The 22586-nt window shown below is 71.6% G+C and carries 25 protein-coding genes; 11 read left to right on the top strand and 14 right to left on the bottom strand.

Features of this window, described 5'->3' with window-relative positions; translation table 11 throughout:
* Window positions 1-130: 130 nt before the first annotated feature.
* Window positions 131-976 (bottom strand): non-homologous end joining protein Ku, encoded by an 846-nt coding sequence (gene ku, locus ABD120_RS34575; protein ID WP_343954524.1) that lies wholly within the window; start codon window positions 974-976, stop codon window positions 131-133.
* A gap of 82 nt (window positions 977-1058) precedes the next feature.
* Between ku and ligD (ABD120_RS34570) the strand changes: the two genes are divergently transcribed.
* The 5 genes from ligD (ABD120_RS34570) (at window position 1059) to ABD120_RS34550 (ending at window position 4082) form a co-directional block, all read left to right on the top strand.
* The gene (gene ligD, locus ABD120_RS34570) at window positions 1059-1940 is read left to right on the top strand and encodes a non-homologous end-joining DNA ligase (RefSeq protein WP_343954579.1); all 882 of its coding nucleotides are present in this window, start codon (window positions 1059-1061) and stop codon (window positions 1938-1940) included.
* Window positions 1937-2815 carry a non-homologous end-joining DNA ligase gene (gene ligD, locus ABD120_RS34565; protein ID WP_343954523.1) on the top strand — a complete coding sequence of 293 codons (879 nt, stop codon included), beginning with the start codon at window positions 1937-1939 and terminating at the stop codon, window positions 2813-2815. Before ligD (ABD120_RS34570) ends, ligD (ABD120_RS34565) begins: the two co-directional genes overlap by 4 nt.
* Window positions 2816-2849: 34 nt before the next feature.
* Complete coding sequence (locus ABD120_RS34560; protein ID WP_343954521.1) at window positions 2850-3056, top strand: hypothetical protein; 207 nt, start codon at window positions 2850-2852, stop codon at window positions 3054-3056.
* Window positions 3057-3149: 93 nt separating this feature from the next.
* Window positions 3150-3770, top strand: a complete 621-nt coding sequence (locus ABD120_RS34555) for a TetR/AcrR family transcriptional regulator (protein WP_343954520.1) — start codon at window positions 3150-3152, stop codon at window positions 3768-3770.
* Window positions 3771-3821: 51 nt separating this feature from the next.
* Entirely contained in the window at window positions 3822-4082 is a 261-nt protein-coding gene (locus ABD120_RS34550; protein ID WP_343954519.1) for a DUF3107 domain-containing protein, read from the top strand.
* Between the two features lie 334 nt (window positions 4083-4416).
* Here ABD120_RS34550 and ABD120_RS34545 read toward each other — a convergent pair whose 3' ends face one another.
* The gene (locus ABD120_RS34545) at window positions 4417-5061 is read right to left on the bottom strand and encodes a ferritin-like fold-containing protein (RefSeq protein WP_343954517.1); all 645 of its coding nucleotides are present in this window, start codon (window positions 5059-5061) and stop codon (window positions 4417-4419) included.
* Between the two features lie 334 nt (window positions 5062-5395).
* Here ABD120_RS34545 and ABD120_RS34540 point away from each other — a divergent pair, with 334 nt between their 5' ends.
* The 5 genes from ABD120_RS34540 (at window position 5396) to ABD120_RS34520 (ending at window position 11064) form a co-directional block, all read left to right on the top strand.
* Window positions 5396-7093 carry a DEAD/DEAH box helicase gene (locus ABD120_RS34540; protein ID WP_343954516.1) on the top strand — a complete coding sequence of 566 codons (1698 nt, stop codon included), beginning with the start codon at window positions 5396-5398 and terminating at the stop codon, window positions 7091-7093.
* 347 nt (window positions 7094-7440) lie between these two features.
* Window positions 7441-7974, top strand: a complete 534-nt coding sequence (locus tag ABD120_RS34535) for an RNA polymerase sigma factor (protein WP_343954515.1) — start codon at window positions 7441-7443, stop codon at window positions 7972-7974.
* A 203-nt stretch (window positions 7975-8177) separates the two neighbouring features.
* The gene (locus ABD120_RS34530) at window positions 8178-9173 is read left to right on the top strand and encodes a hypothetical protein (protein WP_343954514.1); all 996 of its coding nucleotides are present in this window, start codon (window positions 8178-8180) and stop codon (window positions 9171-9173) included.
* 90 nt (window positions 9174-9263) lie between these two features.
* The gene (locus ABD120_RS34525) at window positions 9264-10154 is read left to right on the top strand and encodes an alpha/beta fold hydrolase (RefSeq protein ID WP_343954513.1); all 891 of its coding nucleotides are present in this window, start codon (window positions 9264-9266) and stop codon (window positions 10152-10154) included.
* Window positions 10155-10167: 13 nt separating this feature from the next.
* Window positions 10168-11064, top strand: coding sequence for an oxygenase MpaB family protein (locus ABD120_RS34520; RefSeq protein ID WP_343954511.1), 897 nt, complete (start codon window positions 10168-10170; stop codon window positions 11062-11064).
* On the opposite strand, the gene pqqE is transcribed toward ABD120_RS34520, so the two are convergent.
* From pqqE to ABD120_RS34480, 8 genes are all read right to left on the bottom strand, one after another.
* Complete coding sequence (pqqE, locus tag ABD120_RS34515) at window positions 11024-12106, bottom strand: pyrroloquinoline quinone biosynthesis protein PqqE (RefSeq protein ID WP_343954510.1); 1083 nt, start codon at window positions 12104-12106, stop codon at window positions 11024-11026. The two genes, ABD120_RS34520 and pqqE, sit on opposite strands and share 41 nt — an antisense overlap.
* Complete coding sequence (gene pqqD, locus ABD120_RS34510; protein WP_343954508.1) at window positions 12103-12345, bottom strand: pyrroloquinoline quinone biosynthesis peptide chaperone PqqD; 243 nt, start codon at window positions 12343-12345, stop codon at window positions 12103-12105. The genes pqqE and pqqD overlap by 4 nt, the downstream gene beginning before the upstream one ends.
* Entirely contained in the window at window positions 12345-13013 is a 669-nt protein-coding gene (pqqC, locus tag ABD120_RS34505; RefSeq protein ID WP_343954507.1) for a pyrroloquinoline-quinone synthase PqqC, read from the bottom strand. The genes pqqD and pqqC overlap by 1 nt, the downstream gene beginning before the upstream one ends.
* A complete protein-coding gene (pqqB, locus tag ABD120_RS34500) occupies window positions 13010-13816 on the bottom strand; it encodes a pyrroloquinoline quinone biosynthesis protein PqqB (RefSeq protein WP_343954506.1) in 807 nt (268 codons plus the stop codon). The genes pqqC and pqqB overlap by 4 nt, the downstream gene beginning before the upstream one ends.
* A 9-nt stretch (window positions 13817-13825) precedes the next feature.
* Window positions 13826-13981: a hypothetical protein gene (locus ABD120_RS34495; protein WP_343954505.1), complete on the bottom strand. Its 156-nt coding sequence runs from the start codon at window positions 13979-13981 to the stop codon at window positions 13826-13828.
* 153 nt (window positions 13982-14134) lie between these two features.
* The gene (locus tag ABD120_RS34490) at window positions 14135-15037 is read right to left on the bottom strand and encodes a RecB family exonuclease (RefSeq protein ID WP_425564086.1); all 903 of its coding nucleotides are present in this window, start codon (window positions 15035-15037) and stop codon (window positions 14135-14137) included.
* A 29-nt stretch (window positions 15038-15066) separates the two neighbouring features.
* Window positions 15067-15789 carry an MBL fold metallo-hydrolase gene (locus tag ABD120_RS34485; RefSeq protein WP_343954503.1) on the bottom strand — a complete coding sequence of 241 codons (723 nt, stop codon included), beginning with the start codon at window positions 15787-15789 and terminating at the stop codon, window positions 15067-15069.
* A 57-nt stretch (window positions 15790-15846) separates the two neighbouring features.
* Window positions 15847-16479: a DUF6758 family protein gene (locus ABD120_RS34480; RefSeq protein WP_343954502.1), complete on the bottom strand. Its 633-nt coding sequence runs from the start codon at window positions 16477-16479 to the stop codon at window positions 15847-15849.
* Between the two features lie 73 nt (window positions 16480-16552).
* Here ABD120_RS34480 and ABD120_RS34475 point away from each other — a divergent pair, with 73 nt between their 5' ends.
* Complete coding sequence (locus tag ABD120_RS34475) at window positions 16553-16948, top strand: NUDIX hydrolase (protein WP_343954501.1); 396 nt, start codon at window positions 16553-16555, stop codon at window positions 16946-16948.
* A 5-nt stretch (window positions 16949-16953) separates the two neighbouring features.
* Here the strand turns inward: ABD120_RS34475 and ABD120_RS34470 are convergent, their stop codons facing one another.
* From ABD120_RS34470 to ABD120_RS34455, 4 genes are all read right to left on the bottom strand, one after another.
* Window positions 16954-19680 (bottom strand): sialidase family protein, encoded by a 2727-nt coding sequence (locus tag ABD120_RS34470; RefSeq protein WP_343954499.1) that lies wholly within the window; start codon window positions 19678-19680, stop codon window positions 16954-16956.
* A 296-nt stretch (window positions 19681-19976) separates the two neighbouring features.
* Entirely contained in the window at window positions 19977-20246 is a 270-nt protein-coding gene (locus ABD120_RS34465; RefSeq protein ID WP_343954498.1) for a hypothetical protein, read from the bottom strand.
* A gap of 385 nt (window positions 20247-20631) precedes the next feature.
* Window positions 20632-21597: a CPBP family intramembrane glutamic endopeptidase gene (locus ABD120_RS34460; RefSeq protein ID WP_343954497.1), complete on the bottom strand. Its 966-nt coding sequence runs from the start codon at window positions 21595-21597 to the stop codon at window positions 20632-20634.
* A 35-nt stretch (window positions 21598-21632) separates the two neighbouring features.
* A complete protein-coding gene (locus tag ABD120_RS34455; RefSeq protein ID WP_343954496.1) occupies window positions 21633-22565 on the bottom strand; it encodes an HpcH/HpaI aldolase/citrate lyase family protein in 933 nt (310 codons plus the stop codon).
* Window positions 22566-22586: the final 21 nt, after the last annotated feature.

Below are 22586 nucleotides of genomic sequence, written 5' to 3'. Positions count from 1 at the left end.
TGCGCGCGAAACCTGTGGCATTCACGCGCGAAACCTGTGGCATTCACGGGCGAAACCTGTGGCATTCATGCGCGCGAAGCCTGTGATTGTTCATCCGCGCGGAATCAGAAACCCCCGCACCGGCAAAAGGCTAGGCGGACTTCCTGGTCTTCTTCTTCGCCGGGGCCTTCGCGGGAGTCTTCGCGGGCTTCGCGCCCTCCCGCTCCTTCTTCGCCGCCTCGACACTGGCCCGCAACGCGGCCATGAGATCGACGGCAGGGCCGGCCTCCTCCGCTCCCTCCGGCGCGGCGACGACCTCTTTGCCCGCTATCTTCGCCTCGATCACCTGCTGGAGGGCCTCGCGATAGGAGTCGTGGTACTCGGTCGGGTCGAAGTCGCCCTCCATCGTGGAGATCAGCGACTCGGCCATCTGCAGCTCCTGCGCCCTGACCTCGATGTCCTCCTCCAGGAAGGCGAACTCCGGCGTACGGATCTCGTCGGGCCAGAGCATCGTCTCCAGGACGAAGATCCCGTCGCGCACCCGCAGCGTCGCCAGCGACTCGCGCTGGCGCAGGGCGACCTTCACGACCGCGACCTGCCCCGAGCTCTCCAGGGCGTTCCGCAACAGCACGTACGGCTTGGCCCCCTGCGCGTCCGGCTCCAGGAAGTACGACTTGGCGAAGTAGATCGGGTCGATCTGCTCGGCCGGGGCGAACTGCAGGACGTCGATCCGCCGCGAGGTGCTCAGCGGCAGGTCGGCGAAGTCCTCGTCGGTGAGCACGACCATCTCGCCGGTCGCCAGTTCGTACCCCTTGGCGATGTCCGCGTAGGACACCTCCTCACCGTCGATGGTGCACACCCGCCGGTAGCGGATCCGCCCGCCGTCCTCGCGGTGCACCTGGTGGAAGGCGACGTCCTTCTGCTCGGTCGCCGAGTAAAGCTTGACCGGGATGGTGACCAGCCCGAAGGAGATCGCACCTTTCCAGATGCTGCGCATGAGCACTCCTCGTCGGTAGCCGAGCTCACCGTATGGGCACATACCCGGCATGGACCATCCGATGCCATACCCGGTCGAACCTATGCTCGCCGTGGCCGGGGATCTCCCCGCCGACCGCGAGCGCTACGGCCTGGAGGTCAAGTGGGACGGCATCAGGGCGGTCCTCCACCTCGACGGCGGCCTGCGCGTCACCGGGCGGCACGGGACGGAGTTCACCCGCCGTTATCCGGAGATACCCACCTTCGGGCTGAAAAACGCCATCCTCGACGGCGAACTCGTCGTCCTCGACCACCAGGGGCGGCCCAGTTTCGGACGCCTCCAGCACCGCATGCACCTCACCGACCCCGACCGGCGCACGCTGAGGCTGTACCCGGTCTCCTACTACCCCTTCGACCTGCTCTACCTCGACGGCCGGCCGCTGTTCGACCTGCCGTACCAGGACCGGAGGGCGCTGCTCGACGGGCTCGGCATCGGGGCACCGCCGTACTTCCCCGGCGACTCCGACCTGCTGGCCGCCACCCACGAGCAGGGACTGGAGGGGGTGGTGGCCAAGCGGCTCGACTCCCCCTACCGGCCGGGGACGCGTTCGCACTGGTGGATAAAGGTAAAGAATCTACGCACCCGAGAGGTCGTCGTCGGCGGCTGGAAGCCGGGCAAGGGCCGCCGTTCCGGCGGGGTCGGCTCGCTGCTCATGGGCGCGTTCACCGACGACGGGCTCGTGTACGTCGGCCACGTCGGCACCGGCTTCACGGACGCGGCGCTCGACCGCCTGCACGCGACGCTCGCGCCGATGGAGATCCCGCACAGCCCGTTCACGGGCCCGGTACCCGGCCGCAACCACTGGGTGCGGCCGGAACTGGTCGGCGAGGTCGCCTACGCGACCGTGACGGACGACCTGCGGCTGCGCCACCCCGTCTGGCACGGGCTGCGCGCCGACAAGGTCCCCGCGGAGGTGCGGCTGTGAGCGGCAAGACACCCGTGCGCGTCGAGGGCCGCGACCTCGTGCTCACCAACCTGGGCAAGGTCCTCTACCCGGCGGACGGGTTCACCAAGGCGGAGGTCATCGACTACTACACGCGTGTGGCCCACGTCCTGCTGCCGCACCTCGCGGGCCGCCCGCTGACGGCCAAGCGGTACCCGAACGGCGTCGAGGGCGCCTTCTTCTTCGAGAAGAACGCGCCCGCGCACGTACCTGGCTGGGTCAGGAGGGTCACCCTGCCCGTCCCCGGCAGCACCATGGACCGCCAGACCATCGACTTCGCGCTCGTCGAGGACCTGCCGAGCCTCGTCTACTACGCCAACCTGGCGGCGCTCGAACTCCACGTGCCGCAGTGGCGGGTCGACGCGGACGGCGCCGCGCTGGCACCGGACACGCTGGTGTTCGACCTCGACCCCGGCCCGCCTGCCACGATCGTCGAGTGCTGCGCGGTCGCGCTGCTCCTTCGGGAGACGCTCGCCGCCGACGGCCTCGACGCCCGGCCCAAGACCAGCGGCAACAAGGGCATGCAGCTGTACGCCGCATGGGACGGCCCGCCTGAGCCTTCGGCGTACGCCAAAGAGGTCGCCAGGCGCCTGGAGCGGGCCCACCCGAAGCTGGTCGTCAGTGTCATGGCGAAGCAGGCAAGGCAGCACAAGGTGTTCATCGACTGGAGCCAGAACAACCCCGCCAAGACCACGATCGCGCCGTACTCTTTGCGTGCCAGGCCGCACCCGACGGTGTCGACGCCGCTGCTCTGGGCGGAGGTGGAGGGCTGCCGGACCCCGGAGGACCTCGTGTTCACCGCCTCCGACGTGCTCGATCGGGTGCGGGAACACGGCGACTTGTTCGTCCGGGCGTAGGCTGGAACCCGTCCGCACCGGAAGGGGAACTGAGATGTCGGAGATGGACGTGCGCGGAGACGACTTCGTCATCGACGACGAGCGAGTACCCATGGAGGCGACCGAGGCCGACGCCGCCGAGCAGCACCGTCAGCTTCGCGAGGAGGGCACCTGGGAGGGTGAGGTCCCGTTCGACGCCGACCCCGCCGACGCCGCCGAGCAGGCCCGGGTGGTCGACCTCGACGAAGACGACTACCGCTGAGCCCTCGCCCGTAGGATGACCCCAGCCGCCAGGTCCGCGACCTGACAGACACCGGCCTGCCAGACAGACCTGCCCGACACACTGGAGACGCGCGTGACCGCTACCCCGGACGCCAAGCCCCGGGGCACCCGGCTGCCCCGACTCGCCCGCCGACGGCAGCTGCTCAGCGCCGCGCAGGAAGTGTTCGTCGAGAACGGCTACCACGCTGCGGCCATGGACGAGATCGCCGACCGGGCCGGCGTCAGCAAGCCCGTGCTCTACCAGCACTTCCCGGGCAAGCTGGAGCTCTACCTCGCGCTGCTCGACCTCCATGTGGACGACATGGTCAGCCGCTGCCGCGAGGCGCTCGCCTCCACCAGCGAGAACAAACTGCGCGTCCAGGCGGCCTTCAGCGCCTTCTTCGACTTCGTCTCCAGCCAGGGTGAGGCCTTCCGCCTGGTGTTCGAGTCCGATCTGCGCAACGTGGCCCCGGTACGCCAGCGGGTCGAGCGCTCGCTGCGCGAGTGCGCCGAGATGATCAGCGCGGTGATCCGCGAGGACACCGACTGCGCCAGCGAGGAGGCCCATCTGCTGGCCGTCGGGCTGGTCGGCATGGCCGAGGTCAGCGCCCGCTACTGGATGACCACGCACGGCTCGATCCCCAAGGAGGCCGCCGAGCAGTTGATGGCCCGCCTCGCCTGGCGCGGCATCAGCGGCTTTCCGCGCACGGCTTAACCCGTTCGCTGGGCGCGATCAGCGGTCACCTCGGCCGGTGGAGCGGTCACGATGGGGGAAGGCCCGTCGAAAGGGAGCATGATGGAAATCAAGATCGGCGTCCGGTCCGTGCACCGTGAGCTCATGGTAGAGATCGACCTGTCCGCCGAGGAGCTCGAAGAGGAGATCAGGAAGGCTCTCGCCGCCGATCGCGGCGTCTTCGCCGTCACCGACGTCAAGGGCAGGCGGGTGATCGTCCCGATCGCCTCGCTCGGCTTCATCGAGATCGGCGAGGACGAGTCGCGGCCGGTGGGCTTCGGCGGCACCCTCTGACCCTCGCGGGCGGGCGGTTCGGAAAGGACCTCGGCTCACGCGGGCGAGGTCCTTTCCGCAGCCTGTGGTCAGGTTCTCCGTAGGCGGCACCAGCGTGGTCTGGGAAGTCCCCTCGGGTGGGGTGCGGTCGCGGCGGGGCAGGGTCCGCTCTGCCTGCGCAACACCGGGCGGGCGATCCAGCGGTCCTGCGCGCACCTCGTCCTGCAACCGCCGTAGCGGCGCGTGGCCTTCATGACGAAAACCTACCGCCGCATCCCGGGCCCCGCACGGGCGAGGACCGCCCCGCCCGCGTTAGTGCCGTCAAGGTAAGGTCCCGCCCCGGGCAGGGCCGGTGTCAGATGCCCATGGCGGCCATGCGCTTGCCGTGTGCCTCGGTCAGGCGGGCGAACAGCCGGGAGATCTCGGCCTGGTCCTCCGCGACGGCCTCGACGAGCAGCCTGGCCAGTTCCGGACGCTCGGCCGCGACCCGCTGGCCCTGGCTGAGCGCCTCCCCCACGAGCCGCCGCGCCCACAGTGCCAGCCGTCCCGCCGCCGTGGGGTCCGCCTCCAGCGCCGCCCTGACCCGCTCGACGGCGAACTCCGAGCGCCCCTCGTCCACCAGCACCTCGTCAACGAGGGCGGCGATGGCGGGGTCGAGGCGGCGGGCGGCCTCGCGGTAGAAGTCCAGCGCGATCCCCGTGCCGACGTACGCCTTGACGAGCGCCTGCAGCCAGTCGGCCGGCCGTGTCTGGGCGTGCCAGGCGTCCAGGGACTCGACGAACGGTGCCATCGCGGCGTCCGGATCGGCCCCGATCTCGCCCAGCTTGCGGCTCAGCAGCTTGAAGTGGCCGTACTCGGCGACGGCGAGTTCGCCGAGCGCGGCCCGGTCGCCCAGCGTGGGAGCCAGCAGCGCCGCGTCCTCGGCCAGCCGCAGGAAGGCGCTGAGCTCCGCGTAGGCCAGCACACCGAGGAGATCGACGACACCAGGGGACTGATTCATGGCAAGCAGCGTACTTCGGGAACAGACACGAACTCGGCCAACGTTGTGGTATCGAGTACACTGCTCTGTGAAAGTGCGACCGCACTGTGTTAATTCGGGGAATTCACCCCCCGGCTGACCCCGTTCCCCGGGCCCCATGCGGTCGCGATGACATGAGAGGGCTGGATCTACCGCGAGGACCCTGGTCGGATGACCCGCCGGTCCCGGCAGGCCCGCCTTCATTGGAGACTGAGGCAGGCCCAAGCTGACGACTTTCCGAGACCTCGGAGTCACACCAGAGATCGCTGATGCCCTCGAGACCGAGGGCATCACCACACCGTTCCCGATTCAGGAGATGGCGCTGCCACTCGCCCTGAGCGGACAGGACCTCATCGGCCAGGCCCGTACGGGCACCGGCAAGACCTACGCGTTCGGCATCGCGATGCTGCAGAGCATCGGCAAGCCGCGCAAGAACCGCAAGAAGCCGCGCGGCCTCGTGGTCGTGCCGACCCGCGAACTCGCGACCCAGGTCAGCGAAGACCTGGTGACCGCCGCGGGCAAGCTCGGCTCCCGCGTGCTCACCGTGTACGGCGGGCGCGCCTACGAGCCGCAGATCGAGGCGCTGAAGGCGGGCGTCGACGTCATCGTCGGCACCCCCGGCCGCCTGCTCGACCTGGTCAAGCAGAAGCACCTCGACCTCGCGCAGATCAACTCGCTCGTCCTCGACGAGGCCGACCGCATGCTCGACCTGGGCTTCCTGCCCGACATCGAGCGCATCTTCAAGCTCATCCCGGCCGAGCGCCAGACGATGCTGTTCTCGGCGACGATGCCGGGCGAGATCGTGGCGCTGTCGCGCAAGTACCTCAACCGGCCCACGCACGTGCGGGCCGAGCACGACGCGGGCGAGGGCGAGGCCACGCCGCAGGTGCGCCAGCTCGTGTGGCGGGTGCACCGCATGGACAAGATCGAGATCGTGGCCCGGCTGCTGCAGGCGGAGGGACGTGGTCTGACCATGGTCTTCTGCGAGACCAAGCGGGCCTGCGACATGGTCGCGGAGCAGCTCGACACCCGCGGCTTCGCGGTCGCGGCGGTCCACGGCGACCTCGGCCAGGGCCAGCGGGAACAGGCGCTGCGCGCCTTCCGCAACGGCAAGATCGACGTGCTGGTGGCCACGGACGTGGCGGCCAGGGGCATCGACATCGACGACGTCACCCATGTGGTCAACTACGACTGCCCCACCGACGACAAGACCTACGTCCACCGGATCGGCCGCACCGGCCGGGCCGGGCGCACGGGCATCGCGGTCACGTTCGCCGAGTGGGAGGAGCTGACGCGCTGGAAGCTCATCAACAACGCGCTGGGCCTGGAGTTCGCCGAGCCTGTCGAGACGTACTCCACCTCGCCGCACTTCTACGCCGAGCTGAGCATCCCCGAGGGCACCAAGGGGGTGCTGCCGCACGCCAACCGTTCGCGGGCGGGCCTTGCGGCCGAGCAGCTCGAAGACCTCGGCGAGACCGGCAGGTCCCGAGTGCGTGGCAGGCGCCGTGAGGAGGAGCGTCCGGCGCGCACGCCGCGCCAGCGCCGCCGTACGCGTGGGGGCCGGGTCACCGACGCCGCCGACGCCGTCGTCGAGACCGTAGAGATCGTGGAGGGCGAGAGCATGGACAGGCGCCGCCGACCGCGCCGGGCCGAGGAACCCGCGGCGGTCACGACCCGCGAGGAGATCGAGGCGAGCCCGGCCGAGGAGGCGGCTCCGGCACGGAGGGTACGCGCCCGCAGGGTGGCGGCTCCCGAGCCGGTGGCCGAGGTTCCGGCCGAGCACGAGGAGTTCGAGCCGGACGACCACGACGACGAGCCGAGCTTCCTGCGGACGCCGCCGCCGGTGCGGCGCGAGCCGGAGCGCATCATCCCGGCCAGCCCGTTCTCGGTGATCTTCCAGTCGCCCGACCTGGCGACGGACGACGACGACATCGCGCCGTCGGCCGCGTCCGAGCGCCAGGCCCAGCGCCGTAACAACCGCCAGCAGCAGCGCGGCCGCCGCCGCGCCGGCTGACCGGCCGCTTCACCGACCGGGGGCGCACGTCCTGCCCAGGACGTGCGCCCTCGTCGTGTTTCCAGCACCTCTGAGAGATCTCTCCGTGTCCGCCGCTTCTCGGAGCCACGGCTCCGAGCCTCAGAAGTCACGGCCCAGCCGCCCCACCCCGCCTCGCCGCCGCCACTGACCCCCCGCCGACCGCCGCTCCTCCAGGCCCACGGGCGCGACGCCGCGACGACTCCGCCCTTAACCGGCGAACGGGTGCAAGAACCCCCATAGACCCGGCGCCGCCTCTGACCGGAGAACGGGTGTAAGAACCGCCGCCTTTTCGCCATTACCCCCTGTTGGACAGAGAAAGGGCTCCGGTGCTCGATGAGAGGGAGTTCTCCGACCTGTACGACGCCCTGCGGCCACAGGTGTTCGCCTATGCGGTGAGCAGGTGCGGGCGTCAATTGGCGGAGGAGGTGGTCAGTGAGACGTTCACGGTGGCGTGGCGCCGCAGGCAGGACGTCCCCAGGCGCGCGGTGCTGCCGTGGCTGCTGGGGGTGGCGCGCAACGTGATCCGCGAGTTGTACCGCGACGAGGTACGGCACGCCGCGCTGGCGGAGGCGTTGCACGGCTGGGCCGCCGAGGCGGCCGTGGCGGGCGGTGACGTGGGCGAGGAGGTCGCGCAGCGGGCGGCGCTGCTGTGGGCGCTGACGGCGCTCGGCGACGACGACAAGGAGGTGCTGACGCTCGTGTCGTGGCACGGCCTGTCGTCGCGGGAGGCGGCCTCGGTGGTCGGGTGCTCGGTGTCGGCCTTCTTCGTCCGGCTGCATCGCGCGAGAAGGCGGCTGGAGGCGGCGCTGGGCGAGGAGAGCAGAACCGTCCGGCGGTTGACACCGAAGGAGGGCGTGTGAGGCACAGCGAGCTGATGAGGGCGCTGGCGAAGGCCCGGCCCGACGCCCTGGACCCGGTTCCGGGCACCAGGCGGGCAGCCGAGGAGATTCGGCAGGCCGCCGAAGACCGGCAAACAGGTAGAAGGGCCTGGCGGGCTACCGAAGACCGGCAGGCGAGCAGAGGGGCATGGCGCACAGGCGCTGCCGGGCGGAGGGGGAATCGGATGGGCTGGCTGACAGCGGCGGTGGCCACGGCGGCGGTGATCGGGATGGTGACGGTGCCGAGAATGCTGACGGCGGAGGCGCCCTCGGCCACGGTGCCGGGGGTTGTGGAACGCGCGAACCCGGAGGTTCCGGACCGCACGACGCCGGGTGTTCTGGAGCGGGCGGCGCAGGGGGCTCTGGAGGCGCAGGCGTCCGCCGCGCGCACGGCCGTATCCGGCAAGTACTGGCTCGTGGTCACGCGCAGCATCGGCAAGCATGAGACCGGGCCGAAGAACGGCCGGTTCCGGGTCGAGATGGCCGCGAAATACGAGTCGTGGACTCCACGTGCGGCGGGTGAGCAGGTGCTGGTCATGAGCCGCGAGCTCTACACCCGCCCACTCAACGTCAAGGCCGAGGCCGCCTGGCGGCGGGCCGGTTCGCCCCGGCTGTGCGCGAGAGGCACCGACTGCGGCGAGACGCCCGGATATTCGGCGAACCGCACCAGCTACGCCTACCAGACCCTTCGATGGCCGATGGATCTGCGGGGGGTCGGCGCGGACAAGCTGCTCGCGCTGCCGCAGGAGCCCGCAGCGCTGAAGAAGCGGCTCCAGTCCTACTGGGCCGAGTACGAAAGCTGGCGGAAGAAGGGGCCGAAGCCACCTGAGGGAATCGTCTTCCCTACTCAGGACAGGTGGCTGTTCGAGCAGTATGTCGGGCTGCTGACGGAGAGCCCGATCACGGGCGGGACCCGGGCCGCGCTGCTGCGCCTGGTGCAGTCGGCGCCGGGGGTGCGGCCGCTCGGCCAGATCACCGACTCCGCAGGGCAGCGCGGGGTGGGGATCGAGTACAGGCACACCTGGTACCTGTTCTCCGAGAAGGACGGCAGGCTGCTGTCGCGGCAGCAGATCGACGAGGCGACCGGCGACTCCACGTCGATCACCGTCCACGATCGGGCCGAGTGGACGGACTCCATGCCGCAGCGGCCGGACAACTGCGCGAAGACGTGCATCCGGTGAATTCTCAAAACGGACAAGTCCCTAGAACTCGCCCCGCCGTGCGGCGTCGGCCGGTGTCGTCGCGCTGACCTCGGGGTATTGTTGCGCCACGTGAGTACGCCGCGATTCCTGACCCTGCCACCTGGCGTCACCCCCGGCCATCTTGAGACGCCTCAAGGCACCTTCGCGGCCCTTGAGGCGCTCCCGGTGAGCGGGGTCGTCGAGCGCTCCCCCGCCCTGCTGGTGCCCGGCCTGACCGGCAGCAAGGAAGACTTCCTCGCGGTGCTGCAGACGCTGGCGCATTCAGGGCGCCGGGTGGTGGCGATCGACCTGCGCGGCCAGTACGAGACCCCGGGGCCGGAGGAGCCGGGGGCGTACACGTGCGCGGCGCTCGGCGCGGACGTCGACGCCGTCGCCCAGGTGGTCGGCGGGGGCGAGTCGATCCACCTGGTCGGGCACTCCTTCGGCGGGCTGGTGGCGCGCGAGGCGGTCATCGACGGGCGCACCAAGTTCACCTCTTTCACGCTGATGAGCGCGGGCCCGGCGGGCATCGTCGGCAGGCGGGCGCGCGACAGCAGGCAGATCATGGAGGAGGTGCCCGATCGCGGGCTTGAGCACGTCTGGCACACCGGACTCGAACGCGAGGCGCTGACCGGCGGTGTGTCCGACGAGATCCTCTCCTTCCTCCACAAGCGCATGCTGGCCAACTCCCCCACGGGCCTGGCCCGGATGGCGGAGCAGGTGCTGACCATGCGCGACCGCACCGACGAGCTGCGGGAGATCGAGGTGCCCGCGCTGGTGCTGTTCGGTGAGCAGGACGACGGCTGGCCGACCGAGTCGCAGGTCGAGATGTCGGTCAGGTTGCAGGCCGAGTGCGTGGTGGTGCCGGGTGCGGCGCACTCGCCCGCCGTCGAGGCGCCGGAGACCACGGCGGCCGCGCTGATCCGGTTCTGGAATGCCGCAGAAGCCCGTCTTTTGGACACCAGGTCCGACCTCGTGTAATCATCGGCTCGCTATGGCGAGCATCGAAACGGCCGTCGTCCAACCGCCTCAGTCGGCGACCTGGCAGGTCCACCTCAACCGGTGCATGTGGGTCGCCGGGGTCCGCAGTCTGATGCTCCAGGCCCTGCATCCGATCGCGATGCGGGGCGTCTGGCAGAACTCCGATTTCCAGGAGGACCCGTTCGGGCGGCTGATGCGTACCGCCGACTTCGTCGGCCGGGTGACGTTCGGCAGCCCGGCGGAGGCCGAGGCGATCGGGCGCCGCGTGCGGGACATCCACCGCTCGCTGCGGATCTCCCACGAGGGCGGCACCTACCGGGTGGACGACCCCGAGCTGCTGCTGTGGGTGCACTGCGCGGAGGTCTCCTCCTACCTCGACGTCGTACGGCGCGGCGGCCTGGCCCTCACCGGCCACCAGGCCGACCGCTACCTGCGTGAGCAGCGCAGGAGCGCCGCCTATGTGGGCCTGCACCCCGAGGACGTGCCCGGTTCGCGGGCCGAGATGGCCGCCTACTTCGAGCGGATGCGCCCGAAGCTGCGGGTGGTCGAGGAGTCGGCGGCCACGGTGCGGTTCCTGCTGTGGCCCCGGCTGCCCGAGCGGTTGCGCAGGCTGTCGCCGGGCAAGCCGCTGTACTTCCCGTTCGGCGCGCTCTGCTACTACACGCTGCCCGCCTGGGCGCGGCGCATGTACGGCGTGCTGCCCGAGGTGCCGCAGGCGGGGGTGACGGCGGCGCTGCGGGCCTTCGGCCTGGTGGCGGGCGCGGTGCCGGAGGCGCCCTACCACCGGGTGTTCATGCCCTCGACCAGGCGCATGCTGGACGGTGCCCGCGACCGCCTGGGCGAACTCGGCTACGACGTCGGCAAGGGCCTCAAGGGGCTGACCGACCCCCGCCGCTGGGCTCCTCGGTGACCGTGCGGTAGATGAACGGCAGTTCGGCGCCCGTGATCTCGGTGACCAGGTGGTGGTCGGGTGACAGGCGGCAGGCGGGGTCGGTGCGGGCGGCGTCGCCGGTCAGCGCGTACGTCTGGCAGCGGCAGCCGCCGAAGTCGAGTTCCTTGCGCGGGCAGCTTCGGCACGGCTCGGACATCCACGCGGTGCCCCGGTAGGCGGTGAAGGCGGGTGAGTGCGCCCAGATCCAGGCCAGGTCGCGGTCACGGACGTTGGGCAGCTCCAGCGGCAGGTCGTAGGCGGCGGGGCAGGGCAGCACCCGGCCGTCGGGGGCGACGGTGAGCGAGATCGCGCCCCAGCCGCCCATGCAGGGCTTGGGGACGCCATCGAAGTAATCAGGAACCACCCAGATCAGCTCTGCATCCGTTTTTTCCCGAAATTTCGTGACTATTGTTTCGGCGCGCGACAACTGGGCTCTTGTGGGGAGAAGGGCGTGGCGGTTGCGCAGGCCCCAGCCGTAGAACTGGGTGTTGGCCAGTTCGATCCGCTCCGCCCCCCACGCGATGCCCAGCTCGATGAGCTCCTCGACCTGGTCGAGATTGTGCCGGTGGAGCACGACGTTGAGCCCGAGCGGCAGCCCCGCGCCGGTGACCGCCGCCGCGGCCCGTTCCTTGGCCGCGAACGAGCGGCGGCCCGCGATCCGGTCGGACTCCCCCGCCGAGGCCGCCTGCACCGACAGTTGCACGCTGTGCAACCCCGCCTCCGCAAGCTCCGCCACCCGGCCGCCGCCGAGGCCGACGCCGCTGGTCACGAGCTGGGTGAAGATGCCCGCTTCCTTGGCCGCGCGCACCAGCACGGGCAGGTCGCGGCGCATCAGCGGCTCGCCGCCGGACAGATGGGCGTGCACCACCCCGAGCGCACCGGCCTCGGCGAAGACCCGCTGCCACTCGGCCGTGGACAGTTCCGCCGTACGGGAGACCAGTTCGGTGGGGTTGGAGCAGTACGGGCAGCGCAGGGGGCAGCCGTGGGTGAGTTCGGCCAGCATGGCCCAGGGCGGGTTCACCGCAGCCAGCCTTCCGCGCGGACCTTCTCCAGGAACTCCGTCACGTCCGCTCCGGCTTCGGGCGGGAACTCGGCGACGATCTCGGCGACCGTACGGTCACCGTCGCACAGGGCGACGATCTCTGCGGCCTCGTCGTTCAGCACCACGATGCGCTCGGGCACGATGAGCAGTTCGGCCTCGCGGATCGGGCAGTGGCGGAGCACGGCCGAGCGCGACAGTTCGGGACGCCAGTCGTCCATCAGTACGCACCGTCCACGGCGTCGAGCAGCGCCCAGAGCACGTCGCACTTGAAGCGCAGCGCCGCGACCGCGCGGTCGCGGTCCTCACGGGTGCGCGCCCGGTCGAGGACCAGCGCCAGCGCTTCGCCGCTGTCCTGCCGCCCCTGGTCGACGCGGATACGGAAGTAGCGCAGGCCCTCGGCCCCGATCCACGGGTAGTGCTTCTCGAAGGCGGCGATGCGGGTACGCATCAGGTCGGGCGCGAACAACTCGGTCAGCGACGACGCCACGGCCTCCACCAGCGTGCCGTTGCGGCACAGGTTCACGTAGCCGTCCACCGCCATCCGCACCCCCGGCAGCACGCCCTCCCCCGACAGCAGCAGGTCGCGGTCGAGCCCGGCCGCCTCGCCGAGTCGCAGCCAGCGCTCGATCCCGCCCTCGCCGGGGGCGGCGCCGTCGTGGTCCTGGATCCGCCGCAGCCACATGCGCCGCAGGTCGGAGGTCGGCAGCTTGGCCAGGACGTGGGCGTCCTTGACGGGGATGTTGCGCTGGTAGTGGAAGCGGTTGAGGATCCAGCCGCGCAGCTCCGCCTGGCTCAGCTCGCCCGCGTGCATGCGCAGGTTGAACGGGTGCAGGTGGTGGTAGCGCTCCTCGGGCACGGCGCGCAGCTCGGCTTCGAAGGGGTTCACAGGTCGATCACCATCCCGTCGGCGGCCACCTCCAGGCCCAGTTCCTCCAGCACCTTGTGCCGGCCGGAGCCCGGGTCCACGAGGGGGTTGGTGTTGTTGAGGTGGGTGTACAGGCAGCGTGCGCGCAGCCCGGCCAGGCGCCGCATCGTGGCCTCGACGGGCAGGTGGCCCATCTGGGTCGCGGTCTTCTCCGAGATCCCCGTACGGCGGGGCTCCTCGTCGTCCCAGAAGGTGCCGTCGAGGATCACGCAGTCGGCGCTCTCACAGGCGGCCTCCAGTTCCGGCGTCCACGCGCCCATGGCGGGGGCGTACACGAGCGTCCTGCCCCCGTCGGTGAAGCGCAGCGCGGAGACCCAGCCCCGCCCCGGCCCGTCGGCGTAGCGCGGCCGTTTGTCCGACACGGTGACGGCCTCCGGCAGCGGGCGCCATCGGATCGGGGCGTAGGGCCGCAGGATCTCCTCGACGGGCCGCAGCGCGCGCCGTACCGCCGAGGTGGCCGCGACGTGCAGTTCCCCGGCCTCGCGCAGGCGCAGCAGGCCGAGCGTGTGGTCGAGTTCGGCGTCGGTGAGCGCCACGTACGGCACGGCCGCCCGGTCGGCCGCGATCCACGGGCAGTCTTCGAGCTGGGCGGCGATGTCGGGGGTGGCGTTGACGACCACGACCCGCTCCGCGGTCTGGACGGCGATGCTTGCGTGGCGCCGCGCCCGGGCGGGGTGTGCGCGCGCCCCGGCGCAACCGGGGCACGCGCAGTTCCACTGGGGGACGCCGCCGCCCGCCGCGGTGCCGAGCACCTGCAGGCGCATGGCGTCCGGCTACCTGGTGGCGAGGAAGTAGGCGGACATCTCCATCGACGCCTCGACCACGCGGTAGTCGGGCTTGTGCCAGGTGGTCTCCTCGCCCCGGGTGCGGACCTTCTTGGCATGGTTCCTGGGCGGCTGCTTCTTGCCCGGATCCTTCGGCTGAGCCATGGGTGGACACCTGCCTTCCGTGCGGTAGGGGTTACCCACGATCTGACTTCGCCTGGACCGCGCCGTCAACCGTTAGATCCGACCTTTTTTCCGGAAGGTTCCGACTGAAACGGGTTTTCGCAGCATAAAGGCCACCATCTCATCCGATGTCTGCTATTCGGCAAGCCCCTCCCAAGGCTGCCGGTCCACGGCCGCGGCCTGCCCCTCCGGGCAGTGGCGCCGGAAGTCGCACCACGAGCAGATCGGCCCGGGACTGGGCGCGAAGACCCTGTCGATCTCGGGGTCGGCCTCGGCCGGGACCGGCGCGTCCGCGCCGCCTGAGGCGCCGACCGCGACCTTGCTCGCACTGCCGCCCTGCCTCGGCGCGGGCACCCCGGCCCGAGCGCGGTAGGCGTCGTCGGCCGCCGCCGCCTCCAGGGCGATCTCCTCGGCGCGCTCCAGGTGGCGGCGCAGCGAGTCGTCGGTGTGCCGCCACTCGACGATCTCCCCCGTGGGCAGGTGGTGGAGTTCCACCGCGTGGCACGGCGTGCGGAGCACACGGGAGGCCGCCACGGCGTAGAGGGCCAGGGCGAGCGAGAAACGGGCGTCGTCCTTGGTGAGAGGGCGTTTGCCGGTCTTGTAGTCGACCACGACGAGTTCGTCGCCGCGCCGGTCGAGCCGGTCGATGCGGCCGGAGACGGAGATGACCTTGGTGCGGGTGGCGACCGTACGCTCGACGCCGACGGGCTCGTCGGCCGGATCCAGCGTCGCGACATATCCGGACACGAGGTCGCGGGCGCGCTCCAGGTGCCGCCCCGACTGCTCGGCGTCCCGGAACCCCTCGGTGATCCACCCGTTGGTGAGCAGGATCGCCGCCGTCAGCGAAGTCCTGCGCTCGTACGGCTCACGCCACCACGCGGCCAGCGCGTTGTGCACGCTGGCCCCCACCGAGTTGTGCGCCCACCCAGGACCCTTCGCCGGCTGCGGCCGGTCCAGGTAGGTGAACCGGTAGCGGCGGCGGCAGTCGAGCCAGGTGTTCAACCGCGACGGCGTGCACGAGTAGAGCCGCCGCGGCATACCGTCCAGCGGGAGCTGGTCGTACACGCTCAGGCGTCCGGGTTGAGCTTGATCCCGGCGATCCTGGAACCGTCGGACAGCGGCCCCTGCTTGTTGTCGTCGTCGGCGTCGTCGGCGCTGCGCGTCAGCGAACCGGACACCCAGTCGTCGAAGTGTGGCTCCAGATCTCCCACCGTCACCTCGTCGCCGTGGACGGCCAGCACCCTGGTCTCGTGCGGCAGCGTGAACAGCCGCCCGCCGATCGCGGTCAGCTGGTCGGCCAGCGCCGGGTACTCGCCGCCGAGCTTGCCCGGTCCGTCGGCCTGCAGCGTCTTGCCGGTGAAGACCGCCGACAGGCCCTCGCAGTACAGGCTCACGCCGCCCGGACTGATGCCGGGGGTCTCCATGACGTCGAGCTGGACGTCGGCGACACCGAAGATGCCGTCGTCCTCCATGTCGATGTCCGGCCAGGTCTCCGACCAGGTCTCCCGCCACAGCGGCTTGTCCTTGGGATGAAGGGCGATCACCGCTTCGTCGCGGCTGGCCACCTCGATGGCGGCACCGACGTGATCGGGCAGACCGTGGGTGCAGATGACGGCCAGCACCTCGCGCTCGCCGACCCGCTCCAGGATCTTCTCGGCGTCGCGGGCCGCGTCGATGACGATGACCTCGTCGTCGTCGCCCACGATCCAGGTGTTGTTCTCGACCTTGTGCTCGACGCCGTCGATCTCGACCACGCCTTCGGTCACCACTCGCTCAATACGCGCTGTCACGCCGAGAACAATATCCCCTCGCGTCATCGTCCGAGGCCCGCTGCACTACAATCCGCCTCACCCGTCGAGGCGCGGACTGAAGGCCCCGAAGGGTAGGTCCAGGTCCTGGTCAGGGCTTCTGAGGTCGCGCAGCTCCAACTGGGCCAGGGCGATCAGGCAGCCCGCCTCCTGCGGCCAGGCGATGGCCCACAGCCAGTTCCCGAGCGCCTCGCCCGCGTACGCCGCCCGGTCATCGGCCCCGTCGACACACCACATCGACGCCGGATGCCCCAGCACGTCGATCTTCGCGTTGGGCGGCCCCTTGTCGAAGCCGACGCCCGGGTCCGGACCGGCCAGCCCGGCCAGAGCGGCCCCGAGGCCGACGCCCGGCTCCTCCGCGATCATCAGCAGGTCGGCCGGACCGTGCGTGACCGAGGGCCCGCCGAGCGCGACCACGCTGGCGCGGCCGCCGGTACGCTCGTCGCCCACGTCGGCGAAGCCCGTCACCAGCCAGCCCGGCGGCAACGGCCAGGGCAGCCAGACGGGCACGAGAGAGGTACGGCGCAGCGTCTCCACCGCGCTCGTGGTCGGGTGCAGCGGCGGCTGATAGGGCAGCACATCGCCGTGGACGACGCAGCGCCAGGCACTGGACCACGCGCTGGGCGCATGAAGCGGCCCGAAACACCGTGGACAGGATGGATGCGCCCTCACAACTACCCACGGTGCGGCGTCGGCGACGACCCCGTCAACACCTCGGCCGTTATGTCATCGTAATATTCACCATATGCGGGTAAACTGCGTGGGTGCGATCGTCTTCGACGACGCCGGTCGGCTGCTGCTGATCCAGCGCGGACGGCCGCCGGGCGAAGGGCTCTGGTCGCTGCCCGGCGGGCGCGTCGACGCGGGCGAGACCGACGCCGAGGCCCTGGCCCGCGAACTCGCCGAGGAGACCGGCCTGCGGGTCGCCGCCGCCCTCCTCGCCGGAACCGTGGACCGCCCCGGCCCCTCCGGCGTCACCTACGTGATCCGCGACTACCACGCCGTCGTCACCGGAGGCCGGCTGCGGCCCGGCGACGACGCCAGGGACGCCCGCTGGTGCACCGCCGCCGACCTGCACACCCTCCCCCTCACCGACGGGCTCGTCACCGCCCTCCGATCGTGGCAGGCGCTACCCGACTAGAACCGTCAGCCGACCAGTTTCGAGGACCACAGGGTCAGGTGGTCGCTCGCGTACGTCGTCGAGCGGCCCAGCGCCGCCACCTCCGCGCCCTTGACGCTGACCGCCGCCAGCCACTGCATGCCGTCGCCGCTCAGCCGCGTGAGGTCCGGATCCTGCCGGTTCCAGGCGCGGCCGTCCGGCGACACCCACGCCGCGCTGTCCCCCGTGCCGGGGACGCCGTGCCAGCCGACCGCGACCAGCCCGCCCTTCCCCGCCGCCAGGTCGTGGACCGCCGCCGCCTCGTCGGCGGGCAGCCACGAGTACTCCCAGTTCTCGCCGCCGTCGGCCGAGTAGGCGGCGAACGGCCTGCGCTCGCCGTCCACCTGGGCGGCGCCCGTCGCCACCAGGCCGCCCCGATGGGCGACCACCTGGCGCAGCACGGAGGCGCCCGCGCCCGGCGGGCTCAGCCGGGGCCGCTGCGTCCAGTCGAGGCCGTCGGCCGCTGCCGTCCACACGACCGCCTGCTCGGCCTCGCCCGTGCCGGTGCCGCCCACCGCGACGTACCCGCCCGGGTTGGCGGCCACGTCGTGCACGCGGGCGTCCGCGCCGTCGCGCGGCAGCTTCCGCGAGCGGGTGAACGTCTTCAGGTCCGAGGAGAACCAGATCGCGGCGCTCGCCGTACCCGAGGTGCTCCTGTCCTCGCCCGCGAGGACGTAGCCCTTCTCACCGGCCGCCGCCGCCCGCACGTCGAGGTACGGATGATCGTCGGCCCGGCCGGGCGCGTCCACGCGCTTCCACTCCTTGCCGTCGGCGCTGGTGACGAGCAGCGGGTCCGTGGTCGCCGTGCCCGACTGGGTGGCGCCGACGGCCAGCCAGCCTCGGCCGCCGTGGACGACGTCGTTGAGCACCTGCCTGCGAGGGCCGCCGAACGCGGCCGACGTCCAGTTCTTCCAGTCGGGGCTGGTCCAGATGCCCGCGTCGCCCGAGGCCGCACCGACCGCGACGTACCTGCCGCCCGCCTGCGCCACCCGGGTGGTCTCCCTGGCCACCCGGTTCAGTCCCTCGACGCCGGACAGATCCACCCGCGTGGCTCTGCCGTCCCCTGTGCCCGTCTCGGGGGCGGACATGAGGACCGGCTGGTTGTCCACGTCGGCCGCCGCGCGGTCGCCGCCCGCGAACAGGGTGCCGTCGGCCATCGCGAACCCGCGCAGGCTCGCGCCGGACAACTGGCCGAGGTCGGCGTGCCTGGTCCACTCGCGGGCGTCGGAGCTGGCCAGCACCGTGTACTTCTCCAGCCCCGCCCGGGTGACGACCGCCAGGCCGCCGTCGTGGGAGATCACGCTCTCCACCCCGGGCCCCTGCCCGCCGAGGCCGCCGATCGAGCCGCACTGCGACCAGGCCGAGCCGTCCGGTGAGCAGTACACCCGCACCTTGCCGTCGACCGAGGGACGCCTGAGCGGCACCAGCGCGAACCGGTCGGGCAGCACCGCCAGCGACCCCGCCCTGGGCATCGCCTCGGGCAGGTGGAAGCCGGTGGCCTGCCAGGTCCGGCCGCCGTCGGCCGAGCGCACCACCCGCGAACCGGCGCCCTCCGACGGCTGGGCCAGCGCCACCACCGTGTCGTCGCGCGCCACCACCGCCTTCAGCTCGCCCGTCCGCAGGCCGCGCAGGTCGGCGCGCTCCCAGGTGGTGCCGTCCTCCGAACGCCAGGCGGCCGGGCCCGCGCTGCCGTCCTGCCTGGTCGTCCGGCCGGTCGCCACGAAGCCGGAGGCGGTTCTCGCCAGGTCGTGCACGTAGTCGCCCTTGTGGAAGGCGGCCAGGCCGTCGGCGGCCACGGCGGTCCAGGCTTCGCCGTCCGAGCTGGTCCACAGGCCGCGTTCGGTGCCGGTCTCGTCGCCGCCGCTCGCCAGCCACAGGCCGTCGCCGCCGACCACCCGCTGCACCGTCGCCGTGGCGGCCGCCCCTTCCACGGTGCCGAGGCGCCAGGTGTCGCCGTTGTCCGGCGAGAACAGGAACAGCGGGCGCGGGGTCGGGCTCGTCGTGTCGCTGCCCACCGCCACCACCGCGCCGTCCGAGGCGGCCATGGCGTTGAGCTTCTGGGTGGAGCCGTCGCCCGTGCCGCGCACCGTGAACAGTTCGTCGCCCGAGTGGCCGGTCCCCTGCTCCAGCCGCAGGCCGGTGTCCCCCCACCAGCGCCAGCCGATCACCCCGCTCGCGAGCACCACCGCGAGGGCGGCCGCCAGCAGGACGGGGCGCCGCTGCCGGCGCCTGCCCATGGGGCCCGCCCTGCGGATCGCGGCGGGCGCCGGACCCGCGCGGTGGTGCCTGCCGGGTCCGTCGGGGTCGGCCAGGAGCAGGTCGGGGCGGGTGGGCCTGCCTGCGGGCGGACCACCGACGCGATGGACCAGCTCGTCATGCTCAGGCGCACCCCGCAGCGCGTCCTCCTCCCGCGCCGCCCGGTCGCGCCGGTCGTGGTCGTCGTCTCCGGGACGGTCGTGATCGGCCGCCTGATGCCGGTGGGCGTCGTCCGAGGGTGGGTCGTGATCGGCCGTTTCATGCCGGTGGGCGTCGTCCGAGGGTGGGTTCTGAGGCTCCGGTTTCGCGGGGAGCGGTCGGGGTGTGCCGGTGGCGACGAGCTTGTCCGGCCGGTCGACCAACCGACGCGGGCGGCTCGGCTCGGCGCCGTCCTCATCAGGCGAGCTGTACGGTCTCCGCCCCCTCGGCGCCGCCTCACCCGCAGACTCCTCGGACATACCACCCCCAGATATCCCCGAGCCTCCCGTGGCCCCCGGGCCACCGCCCTCATCAGGATCCCCGACCGCCGCGCCTCCGTGGGGCGAGTTCGCACGGGCGGCCGCATCGTCGACCCGCCGCCGGTCGCCAGGAGGAGGACGGTTCTCGCCGGAACGCCCCGGGTTGTCCTCCAGTGAACCGCCCTCGCCCTGATGAGCCGGGCCGTCCTCGGCTGAACCGAGCGAACCGTTCTCGTCCGAACGTGCCGGGCCGTCCTCGTCGTGACGCGTCGGGCCGTTCTCGCCGGGACGCGGGGTCACGAACGGCGGCTGACCCCATGGGGAGGCGAGCGGTACTCCTCGGTCCTCGCCGGGCCTCGGCGGTGCGTGCCTGAGCCTCGGCTGCTCACCGCGCGGGTCGCCGCCGCTCCTGCGGCGGGCGGGGCCGAGGACTCGGTGCGGGACCGTGTCGTCATCGTCACGAGGCGGCCGATCAGCACGCGGAGGCCCACCGTCACGAGGCGGCTGGTCAGCGTGCGGAGGCCCGTCACGAGGTGCCCGGTCAGCGTGCGGAGGCCCGTCGTCATGAGAAGGCGGATCGGCATCCGGCAGCCGTCCGTCTCGTGGGGGCGGACTCCCCCGGTCACCCGGTTGGCGCGGGGCGGGGGCGTAGGGGTGGGTGCCTGCCGGGCGGGGCGGGTGGGGGTCGTCCGGCGGCTGCCGGCCGCTGGAGCCGGAGGACACGTGACACACCTCCTCTGGGGGCCTCGGGGGCCAGAGTCTCGTGAGGGTCCGGGGCGTGGCGAGTCAGCCGTTTCGGGGCAAGCTGTACGGATATTTCATGACTTGCGATTACACGAAGCACCGCACGCGGTTACCTCTACCCCGTCGTACGAGACGATCACCTCCACGGCCGCCACAGCATCCACACCAGCACGACACTGCCGGAAACGCGAGCCCTGTGCCGCGAGGTCACGCGGAAAGCGTGGCCACCGACCGCTTCCTCGCCAGGAGGAGCACCCCGAGCGTGAACACCGTGAGCTGCACCACGGTCCCGACCAGCGCCTGCCACGGCACCGGGACCGCCCCCTGGTCCAGGGCCTCCTCCAGTTTGCCCGCGGCGGAGGCGATCCCGAACGCCAGGACGTTGTTGATCACGTGGATGGCGATGGGCGCCTCAAGCCCGCCGGTGCGCACCGCGAGGAACCCGGTGACCACCCCGAAGCTGAACACGTCGATCAGCCCGACCCACGAGTACCCGTGGAGCGAGGCGAAGGCCAGCGACCCGAGGACGATCCCCCACACGGGGCTGCCGAGCCGCGAGCCGAACGCCTGGAGCAGCCACCCACGGAACATGTACTCCTCGGTGGCCGCCTGGAACGGCACCAGCAGGAGGACGATGATCATCGCGGGGACGAACCCGCTCCAGCCCTCCCAGGTGAACACCGCCTCCCCGGCCTGCCCGGTGAGGGTGAAGGCCACCACCTGTGCGGTCTGCCCCAGCACCAGCGCGAGCACCGCCACGCCCGCGCACATGAACATCCACCGCCACCGCAACCGCCCGGCGACCGACGAGAGCGTACCGGGCCTGCGGCGCTGGACGAGCGCGGTGACACCGTAGACGGCGGGCAGTACCACGGCGATCGACAGCAGCACGAACACCAGGCCGAACAGCGGGTCGCCGAACAACTGGGTCCCGGTCGGGGCGGGCAGCCGCAACAGCAGCTCCAGCACCTTGCCGAGCACGATCACCACGACGCCCATCAGGAAGAAGGCGCCGGCGACGAGAAGGGTGCCGGCGATCGGCCGCCACAGCTCGGTGGCGCCGTTGCGGGCGAGATGGTCGTAGCGGGCGCCGCGCGGCGTGGGCAGGAACCATCCCGCCGGTTGCGGCGGCGGCGGGTACTGGTGACCGTAGGGAAGGTGGTTGTCCTGCATGTCCATATTCTGACTGGTGAAGCGGGATGTTCGGGTCAGGGGGAGAAGGTCTTCGTCCTGCTCAGTCCCGCAGCCCGGCCCTTGGCGGCCACGACGAGCGCCATCTTGCGGGACGCCTCGTCGATCATCTCGTCGCCGAGCATGGCGGCGCCGCGCCGTTCGACCGTCGTGTAATACGCGTACGCCTCAAGGATCAGCTCGGCGTGGTCGTAGTCGTCCTGCGAGGGCGAGAACACCTCGTTGGCCGCCTCGACCTGCGCCGGGTGCAGCACCCATTTGCCGTCGAAGCCCAGCGCCGCCGACCGCGCCGCGACCCGGCGGTAGCCTTCGACGTCCTTGATCTGGAGGTACGGCCCGTCGATGGCCTGGAGGTCGTGCGCGCGGGCGGCCATGAGGATGCGCATGAGGATGTAGTGGTAGGCGTCGCCCTCGGTGTAGCCGGGCGGCTGCTCGCCCACGACCAGGGTGCGCATGTTGATGGAGGCCATGAAGTCGGCGGGGCCGAACACCAGCGCCTGCAGCCGGGGCGAGGCGGCCGCGACGGCGTCCACGTTGACCAGGCCCCTGGCGTTCTCGATCTGGGCCTCGATGCCGATGCGGCCCACGTCGAGGCCCGTCGTCTTCTCGATCTGGGTGAGCAGCGTGTCGAGCCAGACGACCTCGGTGGGGTCCTGGACCTTCGGCAGGATGATCGCGTCGAGGTGTTCCCCGGCGCCCTCGACGACCTCGATGACGTCGCGGTAGGTCCAGTGCGTGGACAGGTCGTTGACGCGCACGGCGCGGATCCGGCCGCCCCAGTCGCCCTCGCGCAGCGCGCCCACGACGTTGGCGCGGGCCTCGGCCTTGGCCGTCGGCGCCACGGAGTCCTCAAGGTCGAGGAAGACCTCGTCGGCGGCCAGCGTCTGGGCCTTCTCCAGGAACCGGGGGTTGCTGCCTGGCACGGCCAGCACCGAACGACGTGATCGCATGCGCCCACGCTAGCGCTCGTT

Origin of the sequence: Nonomuraea longicatena (genome assembly GCF_039525605.1) — a bacterium.
GTDB lineage: Bacteria > Actinomycetota > Actinomycetes > Streptosporangiales > Streptosporangiaceae > Nonomuraea > Nonomuraea longicatena.
Note: the sequence above shows the minus strand (reverse complement) of the source record. Positions and strands in the feature narration are given on the sequence as shown.